Genomic DNA, 25,919 nt, shown 5'->3' with positions numbered 1-25,919 from the left:
CGGCATCACGCCGATGTAGAAGGAAAGAGTTGAGTAATCACCGCAGGCAGTTCGCCGCTGGCACCCCACTGGCGCATGCTTTCAATATCGGGTGCCAATAAACGGTCTTTATCAAGGAATGCCACGCGCTCACGCACGCCGCTGAATACCTGTTCCATGAGCGGTGAACTACGCAGCGGGCGTGAAAATTCAATCCCCTGAGCTGCCGCCATCGCTTCAATTCCCACTACTGCGGAGGTGTTGAAGCACATATCACCAAGACGACGAGCCGCGTAGGTCGCCATCGAAACGTGATCTTCCTGGTTTGCCGACGTTGGCAGGCTGTCAACGCTGCCTGGATGCGCCAGCGATTTGTTTTCTGACGCCAGAGCGGCGGCAGTGACCTGCGCAATCATAAAGCCTGAGTTAATCCCGCCCTCTTTCACCAGGAATGGCGGCAGGCCAGAAAGCCCGGTATCCAACAACAACGCCAGGCGGCGCTCGGAAATTGCGCCAATTTCTGCCACTGCCAGGGCGATAATATCTGCGGCGAACGCGACGGGTTCAGCATGGAAATTACCACCAGAAATCACCTCGCCCGTTTCGCTAAACACCAGCGGGTTATCAGATGCGGCGTTGGCTTCAATTTGCAGCACGCGAGCCGCATGGCGCAGGTTATCGAGACATGCGCCCATCACTTGCGGCACGCAGCGAATCGAATACGGGTCTTGCACACGACCACAGTGCTGATGGGAATCGACGATCTCACTGCCGTCCAGTAACGTTCTGACCGCTGCCGCGACGTCAATTTGCCCGGTTTGCCCGCGCGCTTCATGAATACGGGCATCGAACGGTTTCACCGAGCCTTTGATGGCTTCAAGGGATAACGCGCCCGCCACCAGCCCGGCACCAAAGACTTTCTCGCCTTCAAACAAACCGCGCAGCGCCAGTGCAGTAGAAACCTGGGTGCCGTTGAGCAACGCCAGCCCCTCTTTTGGACCGAGCACTAATGGCTCGACACCGGCAATTTTCAGCCCGGCAATGGCAGGCAGTTCTTCGCCGTTGATACGCACGTTGCCTTCGCCCAGCAGCATCAGGGAAAGATGCGCCAGCGGCGCTAAATCACCCGAGGCACCCACAGACCCTTTTTCAGGGATCACCGGCATCACGCCCGCGTTAAACAAGCTCAGCAAACTATCGATAACCTTCATACGCACGCCAGAATGACCACGGGCGAGACTGATGATTTTGCTCGCCATCACCAGGCGCACAACATCATCCGGCAGAGGTTGCCCAAGGCCGACGCTATGGGAAAGCACCAGATTGCGTTGCAACTCAGCAAGATGCTCTTTTGCAATCGTGGTTTGCGCCAGTTTGCCAAAACCTGTGTTAATCCCGTAAACCACATCGCCGTGATTCACGATATCCTCAACGGTTTTTTGGGACTTAGCGACTGCCTCAACGGCCTGCGAATCAAGGCTCAGAGTGACGGTTCCATGGTAGATTTCACGCAGCGTGGCGAGCGTTACACGCCCTGGAGTGAGACAGCACAGCTTTTTTTGCAGGGACATAGCGACATCCTGATGGCATCAATTCGTATGAACGTATAGAGTTGTATAGACAACCTAACTAATAAACCCAAATGACCGCCAGCACGTCATAGGTAATTTTTATTGAACAGTGAGCGGGATCGCGCTTTCACCGCAAAATGAAATAATCAAGGAACCGCTAATGTCTGAGACTCTCGCCCAATTACGCGCCGCCATCAGCGATTTACCCGCGCCCATTTACTTGCGTGTAAAGCAGGGAATAATCACCCAGATACGCAGCGGTAACTGGCTTGCCCACCAGCGAGTACCTTCGGAAACTGAGTTGGTCAACGCGCTTAATGTCAGCCGAATGACGATTAACCGTGCGTTGCGGGAACTGACTGGAGAAGGCTGGCTGGTGCGGATGCAAGGTGTCGGAACATTTGTTGCCGAGCAAAAAGGCCATACCGCAATGCTGGAAGTGGGCAGCATTGCCGAAGAAATTACCGCCCGTGGCCATCATTATCGCAACCAGGTCGTTGCTCTTGAGCAAGTCAATGCGGATGAAAAGCTGGCGCACGCTTTTTCGATTAACATCGGCGAGCCGCTGTTTTACTCGCAACTGGTTCATTACGATAACGATATGGCGGTGCAACTGGAAACACGCTACGTCAATCCGGCGCTCGCTGCTGATTATCTACACCAGGATTTTCGCCTGTTCACACCGCACCACTACCTGAGCAAAGTTGCGCCGTTAACCTCAGGCGAACATGTTGTGGAAGCAGTGCTCGCCGACGAAACGCAACAAGGATTGCTTGAAGTGACCGCTAGCCAGCCTTGTTTGTTGATTCAGCGCCGCACCTGGCATCATTCTCAGGTGGTGACAGTGGCCCGGCTGTTGTATCCAGGCTCACGTTATCAGTTGGTAGGCAGTTTTACAGGTAAGTGATTTCACTAAACAGCAGTTTCCCTTCCGATTTCAGCAAGCGCAAAGTGTGGCGGCCATCTTGCCACCATGCGCCCTGCTCCGCCTTGAGCAGTTTGTCACCCAGTTGCCACTCGCCGCTTAATACGTACACAATGCCGCCGCGTGGTGCGAAGGTGGTAAACGAGCGGTCAGCCACACGCACTTTGGCGCGGCAACGGTCACGGTGCGTCATGATATTAAAATCCATCGACATCCCTTGTTTCAGCTCGGCTTTTACCGTGTAATCACCGGCAAAAGCAAACGGCTGGAAGTGTTTCAGGGTATGGCGAAACGCCTTTCCTGCATCCAGCACCACTTCGCCCCCTTCGAGCAAAGTGATGACGCGGTCAACCTGTGGGAACGCCGAAAACTCACCGCTACTGGCGATCGAAGCGATACTGGCGCGCCAGTTAAAATCACGCGTTGCGGGTGGAAAGCAGCAAATTTCGCGGGTTTCTCCAGCCCCGTTACGCCACAAACTGACGGGCACTTTCCGTATATCAAAAAATTCCATCACCACTCCTGAAGGGTGCGCATCACCTGCGCAAACTGTGTATTGCTTTGTACATCGAGCGGGTGCTGCCTGTCGCTGATTACCTGCTTCCCGGCAACCCACACATCTCTGATTTGTTCACGGCTCCCACCAAATATCCAACGGTTGAGCAACGCGTAATCTTCTATGTGCGCAAGCCAGGAATCACGCTCGAGCACCAGCCAGTCGGCACGTTGCCCCGGCGCTATCATGCCCATAGTGACGCCGCACGCTTGCGCGCCCCCCACCGCCGCCTGTCGCCATAACACTTCACCCACCTGCGGCAATTCTGGCAGCACGATACGATTGCGGCGTTTGTCACGCAGACGCTGCGCGTACTCGAGCCAACGCAACTCTTCGAGCGCATTCAGCGAAACATGGCTGTCGGAGCCAATCCCCCAGTGCCCGCCCTGCGCAATGAAATTCGTGGCCGGGAAAATACCGTCACCGAGATTCGCTTCGGTAGTGGGACACAACCCCGCCACAGAGCGGCTTTCAACAATTTGGGTTAACTCTTCCGGCGACAAATGCGTGGCGTGAACCAGGCACCAACGGTCATCCACTGCAAAGCGGTTATACAGCCACTCCACCGGACGCTCGCCACTCCAGGCAAGGCAGTCATCGACCTCTTTTTCCTGCTCGGCAATATGAATATGCACCGGCATTCGGTAGTCGCTTGCTTCCAGCACATCTTCCATTTGTTCCTGCGTCACCGCTCTTAATGAGTGGAAACACAGGCCATGATTAATCAACGGATAGCGACGCAACGCATTGCCCAGCGCTTGTTGCTGGCGCAAGTAACGGTCGACATCCTGAATAAATCTTTTCTGCCCAACGGCAGGAGGCTGCGCGCCAAATCCCGCATGGCTATAGAGCACAGGCAACAATGTTTGCCCTATCCCACTGTTATCGGCAGCAAGCAGCAGTTGCTGTAGCATCAAATCGCCTGATGCATACGGTTTTCCGTTAACGTCATGATGCAAATAATGAAATTCTGCAACCTGCGTATAGCCGCCCTTGAGCATGTCGATATACAAGCGTGTGGCAATAGCGCCAACTTGTTCAGGCGACAGTTTTTGCACCATGCGATACATCACATCGCGCCACGTCCAGAAGCTATCTTGCGGATTGCCCGCGACCTCCGTCAGCCCCGCCATCACCCGCTGGAAAGCATGCGAATGCAAATTCGGGATAGAAGGAATCACGACACCGGGAAGCAGCGTGGCCTCCTCGCTTGTAGCGCCAGCCTCAACATGAGTTATCGTCCCTTGTTCATTGACGGTAATGCGCACATTGTGTCCCCAGCCTTGTGGGAGCATGACAACTGGTGCAAAAAATGCTGGCATAGATTTGATTCCTTCTTTTGCGATGCCAATGATTTAGCGATTATTTCGTGCCGACGCAAACCAAATCCGTCGTTTGCTAAAAAATTGTGTGACGGACAACAAAACGCGGGGTTGCCTGCTGCTTTAGCGGCAACCAGGTTGCTCAACTCAACATGCTGCGCTAGCTTGTAGTCAATTGTCTATACAACCTGATATGGAGAATGTCATGACTTATCCTCGCGCCTGCGACAGCCTGTGGAGTGGCGCAACCCTGGTCACGATGAAAGACGGTCTTTACCACTTGATTGAAGATGGCGTTATCGCGGTGCATCAGGGGAAAATCGTCTGGCTCGGTGCGCGGGCGCAGCTTCCTGAAATCACCGCCACTGAACATCACCATTTTGACGGCGGAATCGTGACGCCGGGCTTTATCGATTGTCATACGCATTTAGTTTTTGGCGGCGATCGCAGCGCCGAATTTGAAATGCGCCTGAACGGCATGAGCTACGCAGAAATAGCGGCCCAGGGCGGCGGGATTATTTCCACCGTTCGCCACACGCGGGAAGCTGACGAAAATGAGCTGCTGAACTCCGCACATCAGCGCCTGCAACACTTGTTAAAAGAAGGCGTGACCACCGTCGAAATCAAATCGGGCTATGGCCTGGATATCGACAACGAAATCAAAATGCTGCGTGTGATTCGTCAACTCGGAGAAATGCTTCCGGTTGAAGTGTATGCCACCTGCCTGGCCGCGCACGCCATACCGCCAGAATTTAGCGGCGATGGCGATAAGTGGGTCGACGTGGTTTGCGAGCAGTTACTCCCTCGTGTGGCACAAGAAAAACTGGCCGATGCGGTTGATGCCTTTTGCGAACATCTGGCTTTCAGTCCGGCACAAACTGAAAAAGTCTTTGCTGCTGCTCGCGGTTTGGGATTGCCAGTCAAACTTCATGCCGAACAACTCTCCGCGCTGGCGGGTAGCAGCCTGGCGGCACGTTTCCAGGCGTTATCTGCCGATCATCTTGAATACGCCACCGATGCCGACGCGCAAGCGATGGCCGCAGGGAATACCGTGGCCGTTCTGCTGCCGGGTGCGTTTTATCTGTTGCGCGAAAAACAGCAGCCGCCGGTCGCTGCGTTCCGCGAACATGGCGTGCCGATGGCCGTCGCCAGTGATGCAAACCCTGGCACGTCCCCGGTACTTTCGCTGCGATTAATGCTCAATATGGCGTGTACGTTATTTGGCCTGACGCCAGAAGAAGCGCTGGCGGGCGTGACGCTTCACGCGGCACAGGCGCTGGGAATTCGAGAAAGCCACGGCAGTCTTGAATGCGGGAAAGTTGCCAACTTTGTGCACTGGCCTGTGGCACGTCCGGCTGAACTGGTCTATTGGTTAGGGGGGCAATTGCCCTGCACCGTGATTTATCAGGGAGAGAAACGTGACAGCACCTTTTAATTTCAGCCGTGGGAAACTGCCGCTATTGGTCAGCATCCCTCACGCAGGCACCGCATTAACGCCAGAAGTTGAGTCGGCCCTGAGCGATGCGGCACGCCCATTGCCGGATACCGACTGGCATATCCCGAAGCTATATGAATTTGCCCGCGCACTCGGCGCGAGTGTGATTGTCGGTAATTATTCGCGGATGGTTATCGACCTTAACCGCCCCGCCGATGATAAACCGCTCTATACCACGGCGACCACTGGCCTGTATCCCGAAACCTTGTTCGATGGCACAGCCGTTTTTATTCCCGGCAAAGAACCCAATACGCAGCAGCGTAAAGCTGCGCTGGACACTATCTGGCAGCCGTACCATCAGCAATTGCAGAGCGAGCTAGAGAGAATGAAAGCCGAACACGGCTACGCGCTTTTGTTCGATGCGCATTCCATCGCCAGCCATATTCCGCGTCTGTTCGACGGCAAATTACCGGATCTGAATTTCGGCACCAACGGCGGTAAAAGTTGCGATGAGCTGATTGAAGAACACCTGGTGGCCTGTGCGGCCTCGCAAAACCAATATAGCTGGGTGGCAAACGGGCGCTTTAAAGGTGGGTATATCACCCGCGCTTACGGGCAACCGTCGCAAGGCATTCACGCAGTGCAGCTAGAACTTGCGCAGTGTAATTATATGGATGAACAAGTGCCGTTCGCATGGCGTGAAGAGCGAGCAGAAAAACTACAACCGCTGCTTGAGCAGTTTATTCGTTCGATGTTGAGTAGCGCCCAGCAGATTGCATGAGATTTAAAACGGTGGATGACGGGTAAAAAGAAAACCGCCGGTTCTGTCCACAATAATAAAGCGATTGTGGACAAAACCGGCGGTCTTAAGTCAGTCGATCAGTTATTCCTGATCAGCAGGCATTTTACCTTCATGTTGAGGACGTTCTGTCAGACGCTTCTCAAAATTGGCATTAAATTGTTTTTTCTGCTCAGGCGTCAGAATGTTGTAGATTTTATTCTGAGTTTCCATATGAGCCATCATACGAGCTTTGTTTTGCTCGGCCATTTTGTCGACTTGCGCCTGGGCTTTCGCTTTGTCGAAGCTGTCGCTGGCGATAATATTATGTGCCGCACGACGTTCTTCTACTGAAGGACGCTCCATTTTACCGCGCTGGTCTTTCATGATGTCGCGCACTTGCTGTTTCTGCGCATCCGTCAAATTCAAATCTTTGAACATCATATCGTGATGGCCGCCACGCATGCCTTTATGGTGCATCATCGGCGCATCGGTTTTTGCCGCCGTGGTCGTGGTGGTGTCAGCTGCATGAGCCAGGTTCGCCGCGCCCAGAGCCAGAGTTGAAGCAACAAAGAGAGCTGTTAATTTACGCATATTGTTTATTCCTGTTCTGATTTCTATTACGACAAGGTCTGCCGCGTTGACGAAATTAAGTTTACGGGGTTGTGCGTCAAGTAATAGTGCGCATCGGTAAAGCATTGAAAGGACAAAAAACAAAATTGCAGCAATTATGAAGAGAATAAGGATAAAACGTCGCTGAATTGCAACAGAATATAACAAAGCTATGATTTTAAAGGAATTATGAAGGGAGTGTATAGTAATTAGAATGTCGGAGAAAGCACCTATTAAGATTTATCTGTATATTGTTGTTTGACCGGTGATTATTTCCGGCCCCATTACTGAGGCCGATGCATATTAAAGCTCGCGTAGCATTAATCCAGCACGTAATCCCACCGCTACATTAGGATTAGGGAATAATACATATTCAATATCTTCTTTCACCACATAACGCGTGTCGCCATCTTCTGCCAGTAATGTGTCTTTAGGAAACGCGGTGAAGTTCTGCGTTTTCGCCGACATGTGCAACACAAAGGCATCGCTGAGGCGAGTGATCTGTTGCGCCACTTTATAGCGTAGCGGCTCACCTTCCGCTGCTGGCGGAGTTTCACCACTCAGCAAAGCCTGCAACGCCTGTTTGGTTTGTTCAAACTGGCTGAGATCATTTTCACCAAAGGGTTGCGCCTTGCCCAATTCCAGCGTGCAGCTCAGCGCATTGAAATGCTCACTGCTGAAATGAGTGAAAGTCCCGCCCGGTGACTGATGGAACACCAGCGCCTGTAACCCGGCACAGCCCAGCCACGAGAGAAACTCCTCATCGTACGGCGTGGTGCGTGAAGGTAATACCCCAAAACGTGGATGGTATGAGCTTCGAATGGCGGTGTGCATATCGAGATGCCAGCAAATTGTCTCTTCGCTTTGGGCGAGGAACAAATCCAGCGCGTGTTCAAGGCGACAGGCGCGCTGGGTTTCAATGCTTTCCGGGAACTGCTGCCAGCCCCCGCCGAACATGCGGTTCATGTCGCTGTGTTGGTAACGCTGGTTGCTGCGCAATGCTTCTGGATTACCCAGAATCACCAGCAACCGCCATTGCAACGCCAGCTCACCCGCGAGAAGACTATCAACGAGCTGGGCGAGTATTTCTACTGGCGCAGTTTCGTTGCCGTGGATACCCGCCGACAACACCAGCGTCTTTTCCACAGATTGATGCGGAGTCAATGCCAAAATCCCCTCATCCCACCACTGCCAACGTAGGTGAGTGTTTTTTCCTGCGGTCTGCGTTGGCACTTTACCCGCCAGGGTTTGCGCCAAAAAATCCAACATTGAGCCTCCGGTTAGGACTGAAATTAGTGCTGAAACGGATAAACAAAACCTAAGTCTAGTATACGCGTCAGTTCGTCGAGTGCTTCGCGCCCTTCACGCAACAGTTGAGGGTCAGCTAAATCAGCCTGAGTTAACTGGTCGCGATACCAGCGATCGACCCAGTTGTTGAGGGTGATAAACAACTTGTCGTTCATCATCACCGCCGGGTTTACCGCTTTGAGTTCTGCGTCGTTGAGAACCACACGCAGACGTAAACACGCCGGGCCGCCGCCGTTAGCCATGCTTTCGCGCAGGTCGAAGACCTGCAAATCGCTAATCGGGTTATCCGCCGCCAGAACCTCATTGAGATAACGCCACACGCCTGCGTGCTGGCGTGACTCTTCGGGCAAGATAAGCGTCATACTACCATCTTCACGGCTCAGTAACTGACTGTTAAACAAATACGTTCCGACCGCATCAGCCACACTCACTTTATCTGCCGGCACTTCAATGGCGGTAAAACCAGGCACTCTTTCACGTAACTGCTCGTAAAGCGCGTGCTGATGCAGAAACGCCTGTTCATGGCAGAACAGCACCTGGCGGTTGGATACCGCAATCACGTCGTTGTGGAATACGCCCTGGTCGATAACCATCGGGTTTTGTTGCGCGAACACCAGTAAATCAGGTTTGACCTGGTTCAGTCGCGCTACCGCCTGGCTTGCTTCTAATGTCTGGCGGGCCGGGTAACGCGCCGGAATGAGTCCGGCTTTGGCTTCTTCACGCCCATAAACAAACAGTTGTGTCGACGGCTCGCCATAGGCTCCGCCCAGACGGTTATGGTTTGCCGCCCCTTCGTCACCAAACATAGCGACCTGCGGCAATGCGCTGTGAACAGAAAAATACTGCTCATTACGGAAGATGGCTCGCAATGTGTTTTCAGTGGTTGGCGCTTCACTGGCGCGGTGGAATTTGTTGTTCAGATTCGCCACCGAGAAATGCACTTTGCCATCCAGACTGTCTGCCGATGGGCAAACGGTCGCGGCATTAGCCACCCACATAGAGGAAGCCGAACTGACAGCCGACAATAGCTGCGGCGCATCTTTGGCGACACGCTCAATAACTTGCGCATCAGTTCCACTGAAACCTAACTGGCGCAGCAGTGGAATATTAGGCCGCTCTTGCGGAGGGATAACCCCCTGCGCGAAACCAGCATCCGTCAGCGCTTTCATTTTCAGCAAGCCTTGTTTAGCGGCAAGCTTAGGGTTCGAGACGCGGAACTGGTGCTTAGTCGACGCTTCGTTACCGAAAGAAAGCCCGGCGTAATGGTGGGTTAACCCCACCAGTCCATCAAAGTTAACTTCACGCGCTTTCATGGCTATTCCTCACGGCTGAAATCAAGCCCCGGACTCAGGGTCGCAGGCAGCGGGAAGGTCGGGCTTTCAAGCGTTGCCATCGGCCACGCGCAATAGTCTGCCGCGTACCACGCACTGGCGCGATGGTTACCGGATGCGCCCACTCCACCAAACGGAGCCGCGCTCGATGCGCCCGTCAGCGGTTTATTCCAGTTCACAATCCCGGCTCGGGCTTCGAGTAACAACTGATCGAATTGCTCGCGATGCGGAGAAATCAGGCCGCTCGCCAGGCCGTAGCGGGTGTCGTTTGCCATGCTGATGGCTTCATCAAAATCGCTATAACGATAAACCGTCAGCAATGGCCCGAAGATTTCTTCGTCCGGTACGTTTGCCACGCCGGTTAATTCGACAATACCTGGCGTCAGCAACGACGTTCCCGCTTTGAGAAGCTTGGGTTCAAGCAGCGCTTTCCCGCCACGGGCGATATGCTCCTGCCAGCCTGTCAATACGCGTTCTGCGGCTTGTACCGAAATTAGCCCGCCGATAAACGGCTGCGGCACTGCATCCCACGCACCAGGGCGAATACGCCCCGCCACTTCCACCAGACGCTGTAAAAATGCATCGCCCTGCGCACCGTGTTTTACCAGCAAGCGACGCGCACAGGTACAGCGTTGCCCCGCAGTCACAAACGCCGACTGAATCACCAGATGCACCGCGCCATCAATATCCTGCGGATCTTCCACAATCAGCGGGTTATTGCCGCCCATTTCCAGCGCCAGAATTTTCTCCGGCTGGCCGGCAAACTGGCGATGTAGCTGGTAGCCAGTATGCGCGCTGCCGGTAAATAACAAGCCATCAAGCGTCGGCTGCTGTGCCAGAGCCTGGCCCGTTTCACGTCCACCCTGCACCAGGTTCAGCACCCCGTCGGGAACACCCGCCTGCTCCCAGAGTTTCATCACCTGCTCGCCAATCAGCGGCGTCAGTTCACTCGGTTTAAACACCAGCGTGTTACCCGCCAGTAACCCCGGAACAATATGCCCGTTAGGCAAATGGCCAGGGAAGTTATACGGGCCAAATACCGCTAAAACACCGTGTGGACGATGGCGCAATGTGGCCGCACCATCCGGCATTTCGGTGTGCGTTTCGCCGGTACGGGTGTGGTAAGCCTTAATCGAAATGGCGATTTTATTGATCATCGCCGTGATTTCGGTCGCCGCCTCCCAGCGTGGTTTGCCGGTTTCCTGGGAAATCGTCACCGTCAGCGACTCTTTGTTGGCGTCGAGCAAGGTGGCAAATTTTTCAACGATAGCCTGACGCTCGGCAAACGGGCGTTTCGCCCAGGCCGGAAATGCGGCACGTGCCGCATGGCACGCTTGTTCAACTTGCGGCTCATTTGCCGCCGCCCCTTCCCACAGCAAATCGCCATTCACCGGATTGTGCTTTTGCAGCGTTTCGCCCAGGCCCGAAAGCCATTGTCCATTAATCCACTGAGTCATACTTTTTTCTCCTCGGGGCACAAACGCACCAGTCGTACTTTATCGCCAGTGCTGCATTTCAGGGCGTCAGCGGTTTTGGCATCAATAATCAGCCGGTCGCCTTTTGGGTTCGCCTTAATCAGCATGGCGCGGAAATTGTTGTATTTTTCGTTGGCGACCAGGCACATCGGTAACTCTTCGGTTGCCGGTTGCCCAATCACCACTTCAACGAGGCGGCTTTTGCGGATCGCACGTACGCGGTCGATATCACATTCAAGCGTTGGGCCGCCGTCGAAAATATCGACGTAATTACGGTAGCGGAAACCTTCGGCTTCAAGCACCGCCCGGGCAGGCGCAGTTTGCGGATGGACTTTGCCAATCACCGCCCGCGCCTCGGCAGACAGGAAATCGGTATAAATCGGATGCTTCGGCATCAGTTCCGCAATAAACGCTTTCTGACCGGTACCGCACAGGTAATCGGCGCGGCTAAATTCCATTGAGAAAAAGCGATTGCCGAGGCTTTCCCAGAATGGTGAATGGCCGTGTTCGTCAATCACGCCGCGCATCTCAGCGACCACTTTTTCATTAAAGCGGTCGCGAAACGCCGCCATAAAGAGAAAGCGTGATTTGGAAAGCAGATAGCCGTTGCCTTCTTTGCGCCAGTCGGCGTCAAGGAATAAGGTGCAAAGCTCGCTGCTGCCAGTGTGATCGTGACTCAGGAACAGCGTAGGTAACGCGTTGTAAATGTTTAGTTCTTTGGATGCATGAACATGGGTGCCAACGTGGTAGTTGTACCAGGGGTCGTTTAAACCCACCGCCACTTCAATGGCGCAAATGCCGACGACGCGTTCTGTCGTGGAATCTTCCAGCACAAACACATAACCCTGGTCGCCTTCTGGCAGGTCGCCCTGCCAGGTTTGAATGGAGCGTTCGATACGTGCCGACAGCGTTTTTTCATCCGCAGGCAGCGAGGTCAAGCCGCCGCCCGTTTTACCCGCCAACGCCAGCAGCCCGGATAAATCACCGCGCTCAACCGGACGGATAATCATCATGATTGCTCTCCCGCTAAAAAGCGTTCACAGGCGCCCTCAAAACGATCCAGCCCTTTTTGCACTTCGGCTTCACTGACAATTAATGCCGGTGCGAAACGGACCACATTTGCCCCGGCGATAAGCATCATCAAGCCTTCCTGAGCCGCAGCCTGTAAAATAAGTTTAGCTTTTCCGCTGTATTGCGGTTGAAGGACACAACCAATTAACAGCCCCAAACCGCGCACTTCGCTGAACAGTTGATGCTTCTGGTTAATTTTGTTTAAACGCTCTACAAACCAGGCGTGGCGCTGCTTAACACCGTTGAGCACTTCTGGGGTGTTAATGATTTCCATCACGCGCCCGGCAACCGCACCCGCCAGCGGATTGCCGCCATAGGTGGTGCCGTGGGTGCCGACGACCATCACTTTTGAGAACTTATCGGTGGTCAGCATCGCGCCAATCGGGAAACCGCCGCCCAACGCTTTGGCGGTGGAAAGGACATCTGGCGTGATGCCGTAATGCATATAGGCGTAAAGCTCGCCGGTGCGGCCAACGCCGGTTTGTACTTCGTCAAAAATCAGCACCGCGTTGTGGCGGTCGCACAGTTCGCGCAGCCCTTGCAGGAAGGTTGGATCGGCTGGCACTACACCGCCTTCGCCCTGCATCGGCTCCACAATCACCGCGCAGGTATTTTCGTTAATCAGTTCGCTGGCAGATTGCAGATCGTTATAAATGGCATGGCTAATTTGCGGCGGCAGCGGCGCAAAATCCTGTGAATAAGCCGGTTGCCCACCCGCCGAAACAGTAAACAGCGTGCGACCGTGAAACGCATTTTTGAATGCAACGATGCCACTTTTGTTCGGGCCAAAATTATCGTGGGCGTATTTACGCGCCAGCTTCAGCGCCGCTTCGTTGGCTTCTGCACCCGAGTTACAGAAGAACACTTTGTCGGCAAAAGTGGCATCGATCAGTTGTTTTGCCAGGCGCAGAATCGGCTCGTTGGTGTAGCCGTTGCCGGTATGCCAGAATTTTGCCGCCTGCTCTTCTAACGCTTTGCGTAAATCAGGGTTGGCGTGGCCCAGCGCGTTGACCGCAATACCCCCGGCGAAATCGATATAGTCTTTGCCTTGCTGGTCCCACAATGTCGACCCTTCACCGCGCACAGGAATAAAAGAAGCTGGGGCATAAACGGGCATCATCCATTCGTCGAAATTTTGGCGGGTAATTGACTGCGACATAGAGACCTCTCCGGGTAAATAAAAAGTTATTTATATGTTAAATAATTGAGTGTTTGCGCTGTAAATGTAGATTGCACGCTTCGTGCCAGCCAGCGATATAAATGCATAGCGGAGGGTTGCTAAAGGAAAATCAAGGAGTTACAAACTAGTCGCATTCACTTAAAGTGAATAGATAGTGCATAGTTTTATGGTGCCGTAGGGATCGCCGCACGAAAACAAGAAATATTATGCAACTGTAAAATTTAATACTGGATTTGTGATCGATGATGGGGTTTGCACGGCTATTACGCCCCAAAACGGGGCGGCGTGACTGACTTTGGTGCAGATTTTGTATGTGCCTGGAATGTTGCAACGCAGTCTGTAGGTCGGATAAGCGTTAGCGTCATCCAACACAGCAGCGGTTTAGGGTGGATGACGCTTGCGCTTATCCCCCTACAAAGCTGTGATCCCTCGGCATTTTTGCCATTTTCTGCTAACATCCTGCAACATTGACTCGTCACCACGGCAGCGACTTATGAAATTCGTCTCTTTTAATATCAACGGCCTGCGCGCCCGTCCGCACCAACTTCAAGCCATTGTTGAACAGCATCAACCTGACGTCATCGGTTTGCAGGAAACAAAAGTCCACGATGACATGTTCCCACTCGAAGATGTTGCAAAGCTGGGTTACAACGTCTTTTATCACGGTCAGAAAGGCCATTACGGTGTGGCGTTGCTCACCAAAGAGACGCCAATTTCGGTGCGTCGTGGTTTCCCTGGCGACGATGAAGAAGCTCAGCGCCGTATTATCATGGCGGAAATTCCTTCCCCATTAGGCAATCTGACGGTGATAAACGGTTACTTCCCGCAGGGTGAAAGCCGCGACCATCCGACCAAATTCCCGGCCAAAATGAAGTTCTACCAGGATCTGCAAAACTACCTGGATACCGAACTGAAGAAGGATAATCCGGTGCTGATTATGGGTGATGTGAACATCAGCCCGACCGACCTGGATATTGGCATTGGCGAAGACAACCGCAAACGCTGGTTGCGTACCGGTAAATGTTCCTTCCTGCCGGAAGAACGTGAATGGATGGACCGCCTGATTAGCTGGGGCCTGGTCGATACTTTCCGCCACGCAAATCCTGAAGCGCAAGACAAGTTCTCGTGGTTTGATTACCGCTCGAAAGGTTTTGATGACAACCGTGGCCTGCGCATAGATTTGCTGCTGGCAAGCCAACCGCTGGCTGAACGTTGTGTTGCAACCGGCATTGATTACGATATTCGTAGCATGGAAAAGCCATCCGACCATGCGCCGGTGTGGGCTGAATTTAAGCTATAAGGAAGAACACCACATCCCATGCGTAAGTTACTGTTTGCCACGCTGGTTGTGGTTTTCGTTCTCCTCATCATCTATTTGCCGCCGGGAAGTCTGGCGGCCCTGCAACACTATCAAGCGCAATTCTCTGCCTGGCATCATCTGCATCCGCTGCAAACAGCGTTTGTCTTCTTCGTGATTTATCTCCTGGTCACCACACTTTCGATTCCCGGTGCCACGTTGCTAACGCTGCTGGCTGGCTCGCAATTTGGTTTGATTCAGGGCACGGTTCTGGTTGCTTTGGCGGCGACCTGTGGCGCAACACTTGCCATGCTGATTAGCCGTTATCTGCTGCGTCAGTGGGTACAGCAACGTTTTACGGCTCCCATGTCGGCCATAAATCGTGGGATGGAACGCGAAGGTTTGTACTATCTTTTTGCTTTGCGTCTGACACCGGTTTTCCCGTTCTTTTTGATCAATTTGCTGATGGGCCTGACGTCGGTCAACACTCTGCGTTATTTTGCCGTTAGCCTTGTCGGGATGCTGCCGGCGATTGTGGTTTATCTCAACGCCGGACGCGAACTGAGCCAGCTTCGAACCCTGAGCGATATTCTTTCTCCAGGCATGATGCTGATGTTTATTTTACTGGGTTTATTGCCGCTGGTTTCACGCCGGATAGTCCGCCTGCTCCGAAAATCATAAGGATCCCATTTTGCGTCTTTTAACTCTTTTGCTGTCGCTGGTTGCGGTCAGCTTTGCGGCCTTTGCACAGCCTGACAACTGGAACAGTCTGCGTCAGCAAGCCAATGGCCAGACCGTTTATTTCAACGCCTGGGGCGGTGACCCGGCGGTAAACAGTTATCTCGACTGGGTTGCCGGTGAAATGAAACAGCAGTATGGCGTGACGGTAAAAGTCGTGCGCCTTGCCGATGCCGCTGATGCGGTAAAGCGTATTCAGAGCGAAGATGCCGCCGGGCGCAAAACCAGAGGTTCGGTCGATTTACTGTGGGTGAATGGCGAAAACTTCCGCACACTGAAACAGGCTGGATTGCTGAAAGAAGGCTGGGCATGGGAGTTGCCCAACTGGCGCTACGTTGACCAGAATAAACCCGTGCGCGAAGATTTTTCACAGCCAACTGACGGTGCTGAAGCGCCGTGGGGCAGCGCGCAGTTAATGCTCATTGGCAATGTGCAGCCCAACGTTAAATTCCCGCGCAGCGCTGATGAACTGCTGGCATTTGCCAAAGCGCATCCCGGTAAACTGAGTTACCCTCGCCCGCCCGATTTCACCGGCACCGCGTTTATCGAACAGCTATTCATTGTGCTGACTCACGATCGGCAAGCGTTGCGTACCCCGCCGGACGCAGCGACTTTCCAGCAGGTGACGGCTCCGTTGTGGGATTACCTGGATAAGCTGCATCCGCTGTTATGGCGTGAGGGCAAAACGTTCCCGCCAACGCCTGCGCGCATGGACCGCATGCTGGCCGACGGCGAACTGCTGTTCTCCGTGACGTTCAACCCCTCGCATGTCGACAACTTAATCGAACGTAAACAACTGCCAAAAACCGCGCAGGCATTTGGATTTGAGCAAGGCATGTTGGGTAACGTCCATTTTGTGACGATCCCAGCTAATGCTAATGCGCAGGCGGGCGCACAAGTGCTGGCTAACTTCCTGATGTCGCCAGAGGCGCAAATTCGTAAAGCCAACCCGGCAATCTGGGGCGATGCAACGGTGCTTGATAGTTCGACACTGCCACAACCGCTGCGTGAAAAACTTGATGCTCAAAAACCTGTCCACCAGCAAAGCGTGCCTTACCTGGCTGAACCGCATGCCGCCTGGGTAGAGGCTCTGGAAAAAGAGTGGTTGCAGCGTTACGGGGCTAAATGAGCCATCGTCTATTAGCAAACCTTGCTGTGGCGTGTGTTTTTGCACCGCTGCTACCGGGTTTAGCTATGATGACAAAACCGCTGTTGATGCCCGAAATATGGCAGGCGTTGTGGACGGATAACCAATGGCCGCAGGCGCTGCTGGCGACGCTAAATTCAACCCTGATTAGCGTCCTGGGGGCGCTGGCACTGTGTTTGCTTCTGTTTTGCGGGCTTTGGCCTGGCGTTCGCTGGCAACGCTACACCGCGCAACTGCCGCTCCTGTTAGCCTTGCCTCACGTTGCCTTCGCCAGCGGTTTTCTGTTGCTGTTTGCCGATAACGGCTGGCTGGCACGATTGTGTGGAGTGTCATTTCATCTTGATGAATTTGGTGTAGGGCTGGGCATATTGCTGGCGTTCAAAGAGTGCTGGTTTTTGTTATGGATTGCCAGCACGCAGCTCCATCATACGGCGCTTTCCCAACAACTCACCGTGGCGCAAAGCCTGGGTTATGGCCCGCTGCAAAGCCGCATTCGGGTTATTGTTCCGCAGCTTTTGCCGCGCCTGAAGTGGGCGTTATTAGCGGTTGTGGCCTACAGCCTTTCGGTGGTTGATGTCGCGTTGATTCTTGGCCCGGCAAACCCGCCAACGCTCGCGGTTCTTGCCTGGCAGTGGCTTAACGATGCCGACCCACAGCGCGTGGCGATGGGGATGTTAACGTCCCTGCTGATGCTGGTGATGTTGATCGTTTTTATTGTCGTTGGCTACGGACTCTGGATGTTCATTCGCCACGCTTTAGGGCAATTTTCCGGCAGGCGCCATCAATCTGGTATTCAACCGCTGGCGTCGGGTGCAGGTTTTATAATGAGCGCAACGGGCATGGCGGCCATCGCAATGCTGATACTTTGGTCATTCGCCGACGGCTGGTTCTACCCTTCGCTATTTCCCGATGGACTTGCGTTTTCTGGCTGGCAAGCAGCTGAGTTATCGTCGTTAACCACCACACTGCTAATCGCGCTGGCGAGTAGCTTACTCGGTTTGCTGGTGGTTATTCTTTGGCTGGAAGGTGGCAACTCGCGCTTTGATATGTGGCTGGTTCTACCGTTGTTTTTACCCGCGCTGCCGCTGGTCGCTGGGCAATACCGAATTTTGTTAGTGCTTGATCAAGATGGTCATTGGCCCGGTGTTATCTGGAGTCATTTGCTATGGGTGGTTCCGTATATGTTATTAGTGGCACGCCCCGCCTGGCAGCAGTTTGACAGGCGGTTGCTTATCACCGCGCAGACTTTCGGCTGGTCGAGATGGAAGATTTTATACCGGGTTAAACTGCCGATTTTAGTTCGCCCGCTGCTGGCCGCTTTTGCCGTTGGGTTCTCAGTCAGTGTCGCGCAGTATTTACCCACGCTGTATGCTGGCGCCGGGCGTTTTTCCACCGTCACCACTCAGGCGGTGGCCTTAAGCAGCGGCGGCGACCCACAGCAGCAGGCGATTCAGGCGCTGCTGCAAATGCTGCTTCCGGCAATGATGTTTATCGCTACACTCCAGGTTAGCCGCCTGGTGAGTCATTATCGACAAGGGTTACGCTGATGCTCAATGTTCAGAACTGTTCGATTTCTAACGCATCGCGCTCGCTGATTAATGAGCTAAATTTTACCGTTTCTCCGGGCGAAGTGCTGACGCTAATGGGGCCGTCGGGCGCGGGGAAATCAACGTTTTTAAACTGGATGATTGGCGCATTGTCGGCTGAATTTCGCGTGTCAGGTGAGCTTTGGCTTAACCAAAAGCGCCGCGATACTTTACCCACTGAACGGCGAAACATGGGCATTCTGTTTCAGGATGCATTGCTGTTTGCTCATCTGAACGTTGGGCAGAACCTGGCGATGGCGATTCCTGAGGCGATTAAAGATCGTAAGCTGCGCCAGCATTGCGTTGAAGAAGCGCTGGCAAACGCACAACTCGCGAACTTTGCCCGGCGCGACCCGGCAACACTTTCCGGTGGGGAACGGGCGCGCATTAGCGTGCTGCGGGCGTTGCTGGCAAAACCAGAAGCGCTGCTGCTCGACGAACCTTTTTCACGTTTAGATCAGACCTTGCGCGAGCAATTTCGTCAGTTTGTCTGGCAACAAGTCAAGCAAATGGACATTCCGGTGGTGCTGGTCACCCATGACCCGCAGGATATTCCCGTTGGCGGAAAAATAATCACGATCAATAGTTCCCCCAGCTAATTCGTCATACATATTCATGCGTTACCGCAAAGAATAGCCGTCGCTATTAGGCAAAAATAGCGGCTCTTTTTTTCTCTCTTTCAGGTTATAAGATGAAACGTGTTTCTCAACTAACCGCCGCCTTGATGTTATCCGGGTTGGCGCACATGGCAACCGCGGCAGATATGCCATCCCAGATGACTTTATCCACTCTTCAAGCGCAGCACGGCGTGGTTATTGATACACGTCTAAGTGCCTTTTATAACGGCTGGCCGCAGACCATTTCCAGCGTCGGTGGCCATGAGCCTGCCGCTCTGAATTTATCTGCCAGTTGGTTAGGCATAATGAATGACGAGCAGCTGCAATTGTGGGCAAAACAGCACGCGATTAAACCTGACAGTCTGATTGCCCTGTATGGCAATGATGATGAGACAAAAGCGGTAAAAACACGCTTGTCTAAGCTGGGCTATCAGCATGTTGCATTGCTTTCTGATGCTCTCCAGCAACCTGCTCGTTTGCAGAAAATAGCTCACTTCGAGCAGTTGGTTTACCCGCAGTGGCTGCACAATCTGATGCAGAATAAAGCTGTCGTGGCAAAACCAGCGGGTGAAGTGAAAATCATTGAAGCCGCCTGGGGGGCGCCAAAACAATATCTGCTAAGCCACATTCCAGGTGCGGATTACATTGATACCAATGACATCGAAAGCGAGCCGTTATGGAACAAAGTTTCTGACGACAAGCTGAAAGCATTGATGGCAAAACACGGCATTCGTCACGATACTACCGTGATTATGTACGGGCGTGATGTCTACGCTGCGGCACGTGTCGCACAAATTCTGCTGTATGCAGGCGTGAAAGATGTGCGTTTGCTCGATGGCGGCTGGCAGAGTTGGTCTGATGCCAAATTGCCGGTCGAGCGTGGCTTGCCAAACGATGTGAAACCCGCACCTGATTTCGGCGCAACCATTCCAGGCCAGCCACAACTGATGCTAAACACCGAGCAGGCTCGCGGCCTGTTAGGTCGTAAAGACGCGTCTTTAGTGAGCATCCGTTCCTGGCCGGAATTTATCGGCATCACCAGCGGCTATAGCTACATTAAGCCAAAAGGTGAAATTGCCGGGGCGCGTTGGGGCCACGCGGGTTCCGACTCCACGCATATGGAAGATTTCCATAATCCAGATGGCACTATGCGTTCGGCTGATGATATCGCCGCGATGTGGAAAAGCTGGAACATTACGCCGGATCAGCACGTTGCGTTTTATTGCGGCACCGGCTGGCGCGCGTCTGAAACCTTCATGTATGCCCGTGCGATGGGCTGGCAGAATGTTGGCGTGTACGATGGCGGCTGGTATGAGTGGAGCAGTAATCCGAAGAACCCGGTGGCGACTGGGGAGCGTAAACCTCTGTAATGCCCTCACCCTAACCCTCTCCCCAGGGAGAGGGAATTGAACGGTGGATAACGTTAGCGTTTATCCACCCGACTTAACGTCTCATATCCACTCCACACTCGCGTAAATGTCGTCATCCAGCACAGCGCACCAAACACCCACGCAAACCAGACAAACCACTGCGGGAACAGGCAACTCAGGACAAAGAGCGCGATAGTTTCCGTGCCTTCCGTCAAACCACCCAGGTAATAAAACGATTTGTGCGCGTAGCCTGGATTATCAAGCTGATGCTTTTGCGCCACCGCAGCAAATGCCAGGAAACTGCTGCCGGTCCCGATAAACGCAAACAGGAGCCAGCCACCGGCTAATGCATTTTGCGCCGGGTCGGCGAGAATAAACCCAAATGGCACCAGGGCGTAAAACAAAAAATCTAAAGAGATATCGAGAAAACCCCCGGCATCGGTCAGGCCGCGCCGCCGCGCCAGCGCGCCATCTAAACCATCAAACAGCCGGTTCAACACTATCGCAACCAGGGCGGCGCCATACCATTGCAGCGCTAAAAACGGCAGCGCCAGCACACCGATGGCAAAGCCAATTAGCGTCAGCCCATCGGGAGAAATAGACGGTTTATCCAGCACCGCCGCAACGCGTTCCAGTGACGGTTTAATCCGTGGATGGAGGTAACTATCAAACATGAGGCTGTTTCCCGGTTGCGCTGACGCATAGCCCTTGCGCCGGAATATCCAGTGCGGCATTAAAGCGGGCGGAGAGATTCTGGAATGCAATCAATGCGGTTAATTCGGTGATAGCCGGGTCATCATAATGGGTTTTCAGTTCGGCTTTTAGCGCATCACTGATTTGCGGAGGCGTCGCTGTCATCGCATCCGCATAAGCGAGTGCTGCCTTTTCTTTTGCTGTGAACAGCGTTTCTTCACGCCAGTTCGCGACGGCCAGGACTTTATCCATCGAACCGCTACGCTCTGCCAGCCGCAAGCTATTGGCATCAATGCAAAATTCGCAGCAGCATTGTTGGGAAACACGCGTCATCACCAGGGAGCGCACCACCGGGTCGATTTTCGCACGCCGTCTTTCGAGAAAGCCCACGAACAACGCCACCAGCCAGAATAAATACGGCAACCGCCCCCACCATCGCGTTGGGTTTAGCACCGAGCCGAAATGCTTTTGTTGCATCGAAACAATGGGCCGTAAACTGGCAGGCAATTTTTCAAGCGGAGCCACCCAGGGAGCGCTGTTTTTTGTCGTCATTCGGGAAAATCTTCAGAAAACCTTTGATGGCGCGTATTATGCCACGCCCATGGGGAAAGAGCGGATGAGTATCATGAAAACCATTGATGTCGTTGCGGCAATTATTGAGCGTAACGGTAAGATTTTACTCGCCCGGCGCCCTGAAGATGGCGATCAGGCGGGGTTATGGGAATTTCCCGGCGGCAAAGTCGACGCGGGTGAATCACAACCTGAAGCCCTGGCGCGGGAGTTAGAAGAAGAGCTGGCGATTAACGCGGTGGTTGGGCATTACGTTGCCAGTCATCAGCGGGAAGTTTCCGGGCGAATTATTCATCTGCACGCCTGGCATGTCAGTGAGTTTAGCGGCGAATTAACCGCGCTTTGTCACAGTGAACTGGCCTGGTGTTTACCGGCCGGGGCATTTGAGTACAACCTTGCCCCGGCAGATATTCCCTTGCTGGAAGCGTTTATGGTTTTACACGCCGCCAGACTAAAGGATTTGTACTAAGCGTCTTTTCGTCGCGCTGGCATTGCAACAAAATTCCGCCATCGGCTTTCACAACCGCCCCTTCGGTGTAATTTTGATCCTGATAGATACAACACTGGCTGCACGGTGCAGCTCTTTGCCCCTGAGTGCTGAACACTTCCGGCGGCACGGAAATATCTACCTGGGGATCAAGACGCTGCGCCATCCCCGGCAGGCTTATCATCAGCGCCACGGCGGCGGCGAGCAGGCTTTTTAGTCGCATCTTCACTTCCCTCTTTTTTCGCCCATTGCTTGCGCGGTTTTTTCTGCTCGTCAGGCGCTTTGACGCCTTTGAAGGCATGATGAACCGGCTTGGTTCGCGCCTGGTGAATCAGGTCATATAATGTTTGCACCAGCGGCTGCATGAAATCCTGATAACGGCACTGCTTTTCACTGATTTGTGTCAGCGTCGATTCCCACTGCGCCGTCATATCCGGCCTTGCAGCCAGTTCTGGCAGCGAGTGAATTAACGCGCGCCCGGCATCAGATGAGTGAATATAGCGCCCTTTTTTCACCAGGAAAGTTCGTTTAAACAACAGCTCGATGATGCCGGCGCGAGTCGCTTCTGTGCCTAATCCGTCCGTGGCACGCAGGATCTTTTTCAGATCTTTATCCTGCACGAAACGGGCAATCCCGGTCATTGCCGAAAGCAGCGTGGCATCGGTGAAATGGCGTGGCGGTTGGGTCTGGCGTTCAATCACCTCACCTTTTTCACACAGCAATTCATCACCTTTGGCAACCACCGGCAGCGGCGTACCATCGTTTTCTTCATCGCGCTCTTTGCCGCCCAACAGCGTGCGCCAGCCAGCTTCGGCCAGGAAACGGGCTTTGGCGTTAAATTTACCGCCAGCAATATCAAGATCGATGGTGCATTTGCGGAACACCGCATCGGCACAGAACTGCATTAAGTATTGTCGGGCGATCAGGTTGTAAACTTTAGATTCATTTTCAGAAAGCGAAATTTTGGAGCTACGTGCGGTCGGGATAATCGCGTGGTGAGCATCAACTTTTTTGTCATCCCAACAGCGGTTACGCAGATCGGTATTCAGCGCAGGTTGCGGGAGTAAATCAGGCTGGTGGATGCTAATCGCATTCAGTACCGCGTGACGCCCGGCAAAATGTTCATCCGGTAAGTAACGGCTATCCGAGCGCGGGTAAGTGATAAGTTTGTGGGTTTCGTACAATTTCTGGCAGATATCCAGCACGTTCTGCGCACTTAGCCCAAAACGTTTGGCCGCCTCGATTTGCAGACTGGAGAGCGAAAATGGCAGCGGGGCGACTTCTGATTCCCGTTTATCATTATATGCAGTGACTATCGCCGGTTGCCCGCCGATACGGTTCACCACATGTTCAGCCAGCGGGCGATGCAGCAAGCGCCCTTCTTCGTCCTGATACGGCTCGCAAGATTCGCTCGGTTGCCACGTTGCGACAAATCGTTCATCGGCAGGTGTAACGATATGCGCTTTAACTTCGAAGAAGTCTTTGGCGACGAAATTCTCAATTTCTTCGTCGCGACGCACCACCAGCCCGAGTACCGGCGTTTGCACGCGCCCGACGGAGAGCACACCCTGATAGCCCGCATTACGCCCAAGAATGGTGTAAGCGCGGGTCATGTTGATGCCGTAAAGCCAGTCGGCACGGGCACGAGCCAGAGCTGAAACACACAGCGGAATAAATTCACTGTTGGCACGCAGACGACTGATTGCGCGTTCTACCGCCTGCGGGTTGAGATCGTTTATCAGGCAGCGTTGAACCTGCTGACGCTTTTCCGGTGCCAGTTCCAGGTAGTCGAGAACTTCGTCCACCAGCAGTTGCCCTTCGCGATCCGGGTCACCTGCATGAACCACTTCGTCAGCCTGGACGAGGAGTTTTTTGATGGCGTTAAGCTGTTTGGTCACTGACGGACGCGGCTGCAACTGCCATTTTTCCGGCACAATCGGCAAATCGGCAAGATTCCAACGCGCGAAACGCGCATCGTAAGCATCCGGCTGAGCCTGTTCGAGCAAGTGACCGATACACCAGGTAACGACTTGTCCATTGCCACACTCAATGAACCCATCGCCACGGCGATGGGGCTTGGGTAGCACGTCAGCAATAGCGCGAGCAAGACTCGGTTTTTCGGCAATAAACAAACGCATCCGACTAACGAATCTCAATCATCGGGCGGCCAGCGCGTGCGGTTTTTAGCTCGCCTATCGCGGTCAGTTTGATGCCATTTTTTTCGGCGACGGCGGCAACGGCAGCTTCGGCACTCTCTTCAACAGCCAGCAGCAAGCCGCCAGAGGTTTGCGGGTCACAGAGCAAATCACGCTGCGCCTGGGTCATTTCACCCATCAGATATCCGTAGCTGGCAAAGTTGCGCGAAGTACCGCCTGGCACGCAGCCCTGTGCGATGTAGTCTTCGACATTCGGTAATTTAGGGACTTTATCGAACCAGACTTCGGCCTGAATGCCTGCGCCCTGGCACATTTCGCTGAGATGGCCGAGCAGACCAAAACCGGTGACATCCGTCATGGCGGTGACGCCTTCGATATCGGCAAATTCAGCGCCAGGTTTGTTGAGCTGGCACATGACTTCTGCGGCAAGGCCGTAGTGTTCTGGTTTGAGCAGGGATTTTTTCTCAGCGGTGGTCAGCACGCCAATACCGAGCGGCTTGGTGAGGAACAGTTTGCAACCTGCGGTGGCCGAGCTGTTTTTCTTCACGCGGTCGGTAAGCACAATCCCGGTCACGGCGAGGCCAAAAATAGGCTCTGGTGCGTCAATGGAGTGACCACCCGCCAGAGAAATTCCGGCCTGCTGGCATACAAAACGCCCACCTTCAATGACTTTACGCGCGATTTCTGGTGCCAGGGTGTTAATCGGCCAGCCAAGAATGGCGATAGCCATAATAGGTTTGCCGCCCATCGCATAGATATCACTGATCGCGTTGGTGGCAGCAATGCGCCCAAAGTCGAATGGATCGTCGACGATCGGCATAAAGAAGTCGGTGGTGCTGATGACACAAGTGCCGTTGCCCAGATCGTATACCGCCGCATCATCACTGGTTTCGTTTCCTACCAGCAAGTTAGGGTCAACAAATTTAGCCTGCTCGGATTGCAGAATAGTTTGCAGGACTTTCGGGGAAATTTTGCAGCCGCAACCAGCTCCGTGGCTGTACTGCGTCAAACGAACGGTTTGCTCACTCATGGACTACTCCTGTCATTGGCAATGCCGCTATGGTAACTCTTCGGCCAGGGAGTAGTAAGTATCAGTGTCTGAATTGCGCCATTGCTGGTCACAATCCAGACAGCTTTTGCGTGATTGCTTAGAATCTGCGCACAAATGGAGCGATGTCCGGCACGCTGACGGTGGTAGACGCTTTAAGCTGCGGCGTTCCCAGATAGAGGAAACCCACCACTTCGTCTTGCTCACGGCACTTGAGCGCGTCACGTACGGCTTCGCTTTCAGTCCAGATTCCTGTGCGCCAGATACCGTTGTAACCCTGCGCCACTGCCGCCATCTGCATCGCCATAACGGCGCAACCCGCAGAGACCACCTGCTCCCAGACCGGGACTTTGTGATTGTCATCGCAATGCGCGACGACCGCGATAATCATTGGTGCGCGGAACGGAGCGGTGCGTGCTTTTTCAATGCCCTTTTCGTCCTGCTCCTCAGCGATGGCAGCCTGTTCCATCACTTTGCTAAAGCGCTCACGCCCTTCGCCTTCGATGACGGTGAATCGCCACGGCTGTAATGTCCCGTGGTCCGGCGCACGCATACCCGCACGAATAATGTTTTCCAGGACATCGCCTGCGGGAGCAGGTTCTACCAGGCGGGAAGCGCTGCGACGGTTAAGTAGTAGTTCGAGTGCATCCATTTGAAAACTCCTGTC

25 protein-coding genes are annotated in these 25,919 nt (G+C 53.7%); 10 read left to right on the top strand and 15 right to left on the bottom strand.

Going from position 1 to position 25,919, the window contains the following annotated elements:
- Positions 1 to 5 precede the first annotated feature (5 nt).
- Positions 6 to 1,550, bottom strand: a complete 1,545-nt coding sequence (hutH, locus tag M2371_RS09515) for a histidine ammonia-lyase (protein ID WP_259267541.1) — start codon at positions 1,548 to 1,550, stop codon at positions 6 to 8.
- A 160-nt stretch (positions 1,551 to 1,710) separates the two neighbouring features.
- Here hutH and hutC point away from each other — a divergent pair, with 160 nt between their 5' ends.
- Positions 1,711 to 2,457, top strand: a complete 747-nt coding sequence (gene hutC, locus M2371_RS09510) for a histidine utilization repressor (protein WP_172894695.1) — start codon at positions 1,711 to 1,713, stop codon at positions 2,455 to 2,457.
- Here hutC and ves read toward each other — a convergent pair.
- Together ves and M2371_RS09500 are read right to left on the bottom strand one after the other, a co-directional pair.
- Complete coding sequence (ves, locus tag M2371_RS09505; protein WP_034494766.1) at positions 2,444 to 2,989, bottom strand: environmental stress-induced protein Ves; 546 nt, start codon at positions 2,987 to 2,989, stop codon at positions 2,444 to 2,446. The two genes, hutC and ves, sit on opposite strands and share 14 nt — an antisense overlap.
- Positions 2,989 to 4,353 carry a formimidoylglutamate deiminase gene (locus tag M2371_RS09500; RefSeq protein ID WP_259267540.1) on the bottom strand — a complete coding sequence of 455 codons (1,365 nt, stop codon included), beginning with the start codon at positions 4,351 to 4,353 and terminating at the stop codon, positions 2,989 to 2,991. Before M2371_RS09500 ends, ves begins: the two co-directional genes overlap by 1 nt.
- A gap of 205 nt (positions 4,354 to 4,558) precedes the next feature.
- On the opposite strand from M2371_RS09500, the gene hutI reads away from it, so the two are divergent.
- Both hutI and hutG read left to right on the top strand, forming a co-directional pair.
- Positions 4,559 to 5,788 carry an imidazolonepropionase gene (gene hutI / locus M2371_RS09495; protein ID WP_259267539.1) on the top strand — a complete coding sequence of 410 codons (1,230 nt, stop codon included), beginning with the start codon at positions 4,559 to 4,561 and terminating at the stop codon, positions 5,786 to 5,788.
- Entirely contained in the window at positions 5,772 to 6,569 is a 798-nt protein-coding gene (hutG, locus tag M2371_RS09490) for an N-formylglutamate deformylase (protein ID WP_259267538.1), read from the top strand. Before hutI ends, hutG begins: the two co-directional genes overlap by 17 nt.
- A gap of 102 nt (positions 6,570 to 6,671) precedes the next feature.
- Here the strand turns inward: hutG and spy are convergent, their stop codons facing one another.
- The 6 genes from spy to M2371_RS09460 all read right to left on the bottom strand — a co-directional run bounded on the left by spy (position 6,672) and on the right by M2371_RS09460 (position 13,522).
- Positions 6,672 to 7,160, bottom strand: a complete 489-nt coding sequence (spy, locus tag M2371_RS09485) for an ATP-independent periplasmic protein-refolding chaperone Spy (protein WP_172894704.1) — start codon at positions 7,158 to 7,160, stop codon at positions 6,672 to 6,674.
- Between the two features lie 321 nt (positions 7,161 to 7,481).
- On the bottom strand, positions 7,482 to 8,447 hold the full coding sequence (astE, locus tag M2371_RS09480; protein WP_172894706.1) for a succinylglutamate desuccinylase: 966 nt from the start codon (positions 8,445 to 8,447) through the stop codon (positions 7,482 to 7,484).
- A gap of 23 nt (positions 8,448 to 8,470) precedes the next feature.
- Positions 8,471 to 9,799, bottom strand: a complete 1,329-nt coding sequence (gene astB, locus M2371_RS09475) for an N-succinylarginine dihydrolase (RefSeq protein WP_259267537.1) — start codon at positions 9,797 to 9,799, stop codon at positions 8,471 to 8,473.
- A 2-nt stretch (positions 9,800 to 9,801) separates the two neighbouring features.
- Positions 9,802 to 11,274 carry a succinylglutamate-semialdehyde dehydrogenase gene (gene astD, locus M2371_RS09470; protein ID WP_259267536.1) on the bottom strand — a complete coding sequence of 491 codons (1,473 nt, stop codon included), beginning with the start codon at positions 11,272 to 11,274 and terminating at the stop codon, positions 9,802 to 9,804.
- Positions 11,271 to 12,305, bottom strand: a complete 1,035-nt coding sequence (astA, locus tag M2371_RS09465) for an arginine N-succinyltransferase (protein ID WP_172894713.1) — start codon at positions 12,303 to 12,305, stop codon at positions 11,271 to 11,273. The genes astD and astA overlap by 4 nt, the downstream gene beginning before the upstream one ends.
- A complete protein-coding gene (locus M2371_RS09460; RefSeq protein ID WP_259267535.1) occupies positions 12,302 to 13,522 on the bottom strand; it encodes an aspartate aminotransferase family protein in 1,221 nt (406 codons plus the stop codon). The genes astA and M2371_RS09460 overlap by 4 nt, the downstream gene beginning before the upstream one ends.
- Positions 13,523 to 14,036: 514 nt before the next feature.
- Here M2371_RS09460 and xthA point away from each other — a divergent pair.
- The 6 genes from xthA to M2371_RS09430 all read left to right on the top strand — a co-directional run bounded on the left by xthA (position 14,037) and on the right by M2371_RS09430 (position 20,298).
- Positions 14,037 to 14,843, top strand: a complete 807-nt coding sequence (xthA, locus tag M2371_RS09455) for an exodeoxyribonuclease III (protein ID WP_259267534.1) — start codon at positions 14,037 to 14,039, stop codon at positions 14,841 to 14,843.
- Between the two features lie 18 nt (positions 14,844 to 14,861).
- Positions 14,862 to 15,521, top strand: a complete 660-nt coding sequence (locus M2371_RS09450) for a TVP38/TMEM64 family protein (RefSeq protein WP_259267533.1) — start codon at positions 14,862 to 14,864, stop codon at positions 15,519 to 15,521.
- A 10-nt stretch (positions 15,522 to 15,531) separates the two neighbouring features.
- Entirely contained in the window at positions 15,532 to 16,707 is a 1,176-nt protein-coding gene (locus M2371_RS09445) for an ABC transporter substrate-binding protein (RefSeq protein ID WP_259267532.1), read from the top strand.
- Positions 16,704 to 18,272: an ABC transporter permease subunit gene (locus M2371_RS09440; RefSeq protein ID WP_259267531.1), complete on the top strand. Its 1,569-nt coding sequence runs from the start codon at positions 16,704 to 16,706 to the stop codon at positions 18,270 to 18,272. Before M2371_RS09445 ends, M2371_RS09440 begins: the two co-directional genes overlap by 4 nt.
- Positions 18,272 to 18,910, top strand: coding sequence for an ATP-binding cassette domain-containing protein (locus tag M2371_RS09435; protein ID WP_259267530.1), 639 nt, complete (start codon positions 18,272 to 18,274; stop codon positions 18,908 to 18,910). Before M2371_RS09440 ends, M2371_RS09435 begins: the two co-directional genes overlap by 1 nt.
- 92 nt (positions 18,911 to 19,002) lie before the next feature.
- Entirely contained in the window at positions 19,003 to 20,298 is a 1,296-nt protein-coding gene (locus M2371_RS09430; RefSeq protein WP_259267529.1) for a rhodanese-like domain-containing protein, read from the top strand.
- Between the two features lie 53 nt (positions 20,299 to 20,351).
- Here the strand turns inward: M2371_RS09430 and M2371_RS09425 are convergent, their stop codons facing one another.
- Together M2371_RS09425 and M2371_RS09420 are read right to left on the bottom strand one after the other, a co-directional pair.
- Positions 20,352 to 20,972 carry a CDP-alcohol phosphatidyltransferase family protein gene (locus tag M2371_RS09425; protein WP_259267528.1) on the bottom strand — a complete coding sequence of 207 codons (621 nt, stop codon included), beginning with the start codon at positions 20,970 to 20,972 and terminating at the stop codon, positions 20,352 to 20,354.
- Positions 20,965 to 21,543 carry a carboxymuconolactone decarboxylase family protein gene (locus M2371_RS09420; RefSeq protein ID WP_259267527.1) on the bottom strand — a complete coding sequence of 193 codons (579 nt, stop codon included), beginning with the start codon at positions 21,541 to 21,543 and terminating at the stop codon, positions 20,965 to 20,967. The genes M2371_RS09425 and M2371_RS09420 overlap by 8 nt, the downstream gene beginning before the upstream one ends.
- 73 nt (positions 21,544 to 21,616) lie before the next feature.
- Between M2371_RS09420 and M2371_RS09415 the strand changes: the two genes are divergently transcribed.
- On the top strand, positions 21,617 to 22,030 hold the full coding sequence (locus M2371_RS09415; protein ID WP_259267710.1) for a pyrimidine (deoxy)nucleoside triphosphate diphosphatase: 414 nt from the start codon (positions 21,617 to 21,619) through the stop codon (positions 22,028 to 22,030).
- On the opposite strand, the gene M2371_RS09410 is transcribed toward M2371_RS09415, so the two are convergent.
- From M2371_RS09410 to M2371_RS09395, 4 genes are all read right to left on the bottom strand, one after another.
- Positions 21,990 to 22,271, bottom strand: a complete 282-nt coding sequence (locus tag M2371_RS09410; RefSeq protein WP_259267526.1) for a YnjH family protein — start codon at positions 22,269 to 22,271, stop codon at positions 21,990 to 21,992. The genes M2371_RS09415 and M2371_RS09410 overlap by 41 nt on opposite strands.
- A complete protein-coding gene (locus M2371_RS09405; protein ID WP_259267525.1) occupies positions 22,198 to 24,186 on the bottom strand; it encodes a DNA topoisomerase III in 1,989 nt (662 codons plus the stop codon). The genes M2371_RS09410 and M2371_RS09405 overlap by 74 nt, the downstream gene beginning before the upstream one ends.
- Before the next feature lie 4 nt (positions 24,187 to 24,190).
- Entirely contained in the window at positions 24,191 to 25,234 is a 1,044-nt protein-coding gene (gene selD / locus M2371_RS09400; RefSeq protein WP_259267524.1) for a selenide, water dikinase SelD, read from the bottom strand.
- A 118-nt stretch (positions 25,235 to 25,352) separates the two neighbouring features.
- A complete protein-coding gene (locus M2371_RS09395; protein WP_172894744.1) occupies positions 25,353 to 25,904 on the bottom strand; it encodes an NAD(P)H nitroreductase in 552 nt (183 codons plus the stop codon).
- Between the last annotated feature and the right edge of the window lie 15 nt (positions 25,905 to 25,919).

The sequence above is a fragment of the Buttiauxella sp. BIGb0471 genome (genome assembly GCF_024807715.1).
Taxonomy (GTDB): Bacteria; Pseudomonadota; Gammaproteobacteria; order Enterobacterales; family Enterobacteriaceae; genus Buttiauxella; species Buttiauxella agrestis.
The sequence above is the reverse complement of the archived record's forward strand: the minus strand, read 5'-3'. Positions and strand labels throughout refer to the sequence as shown.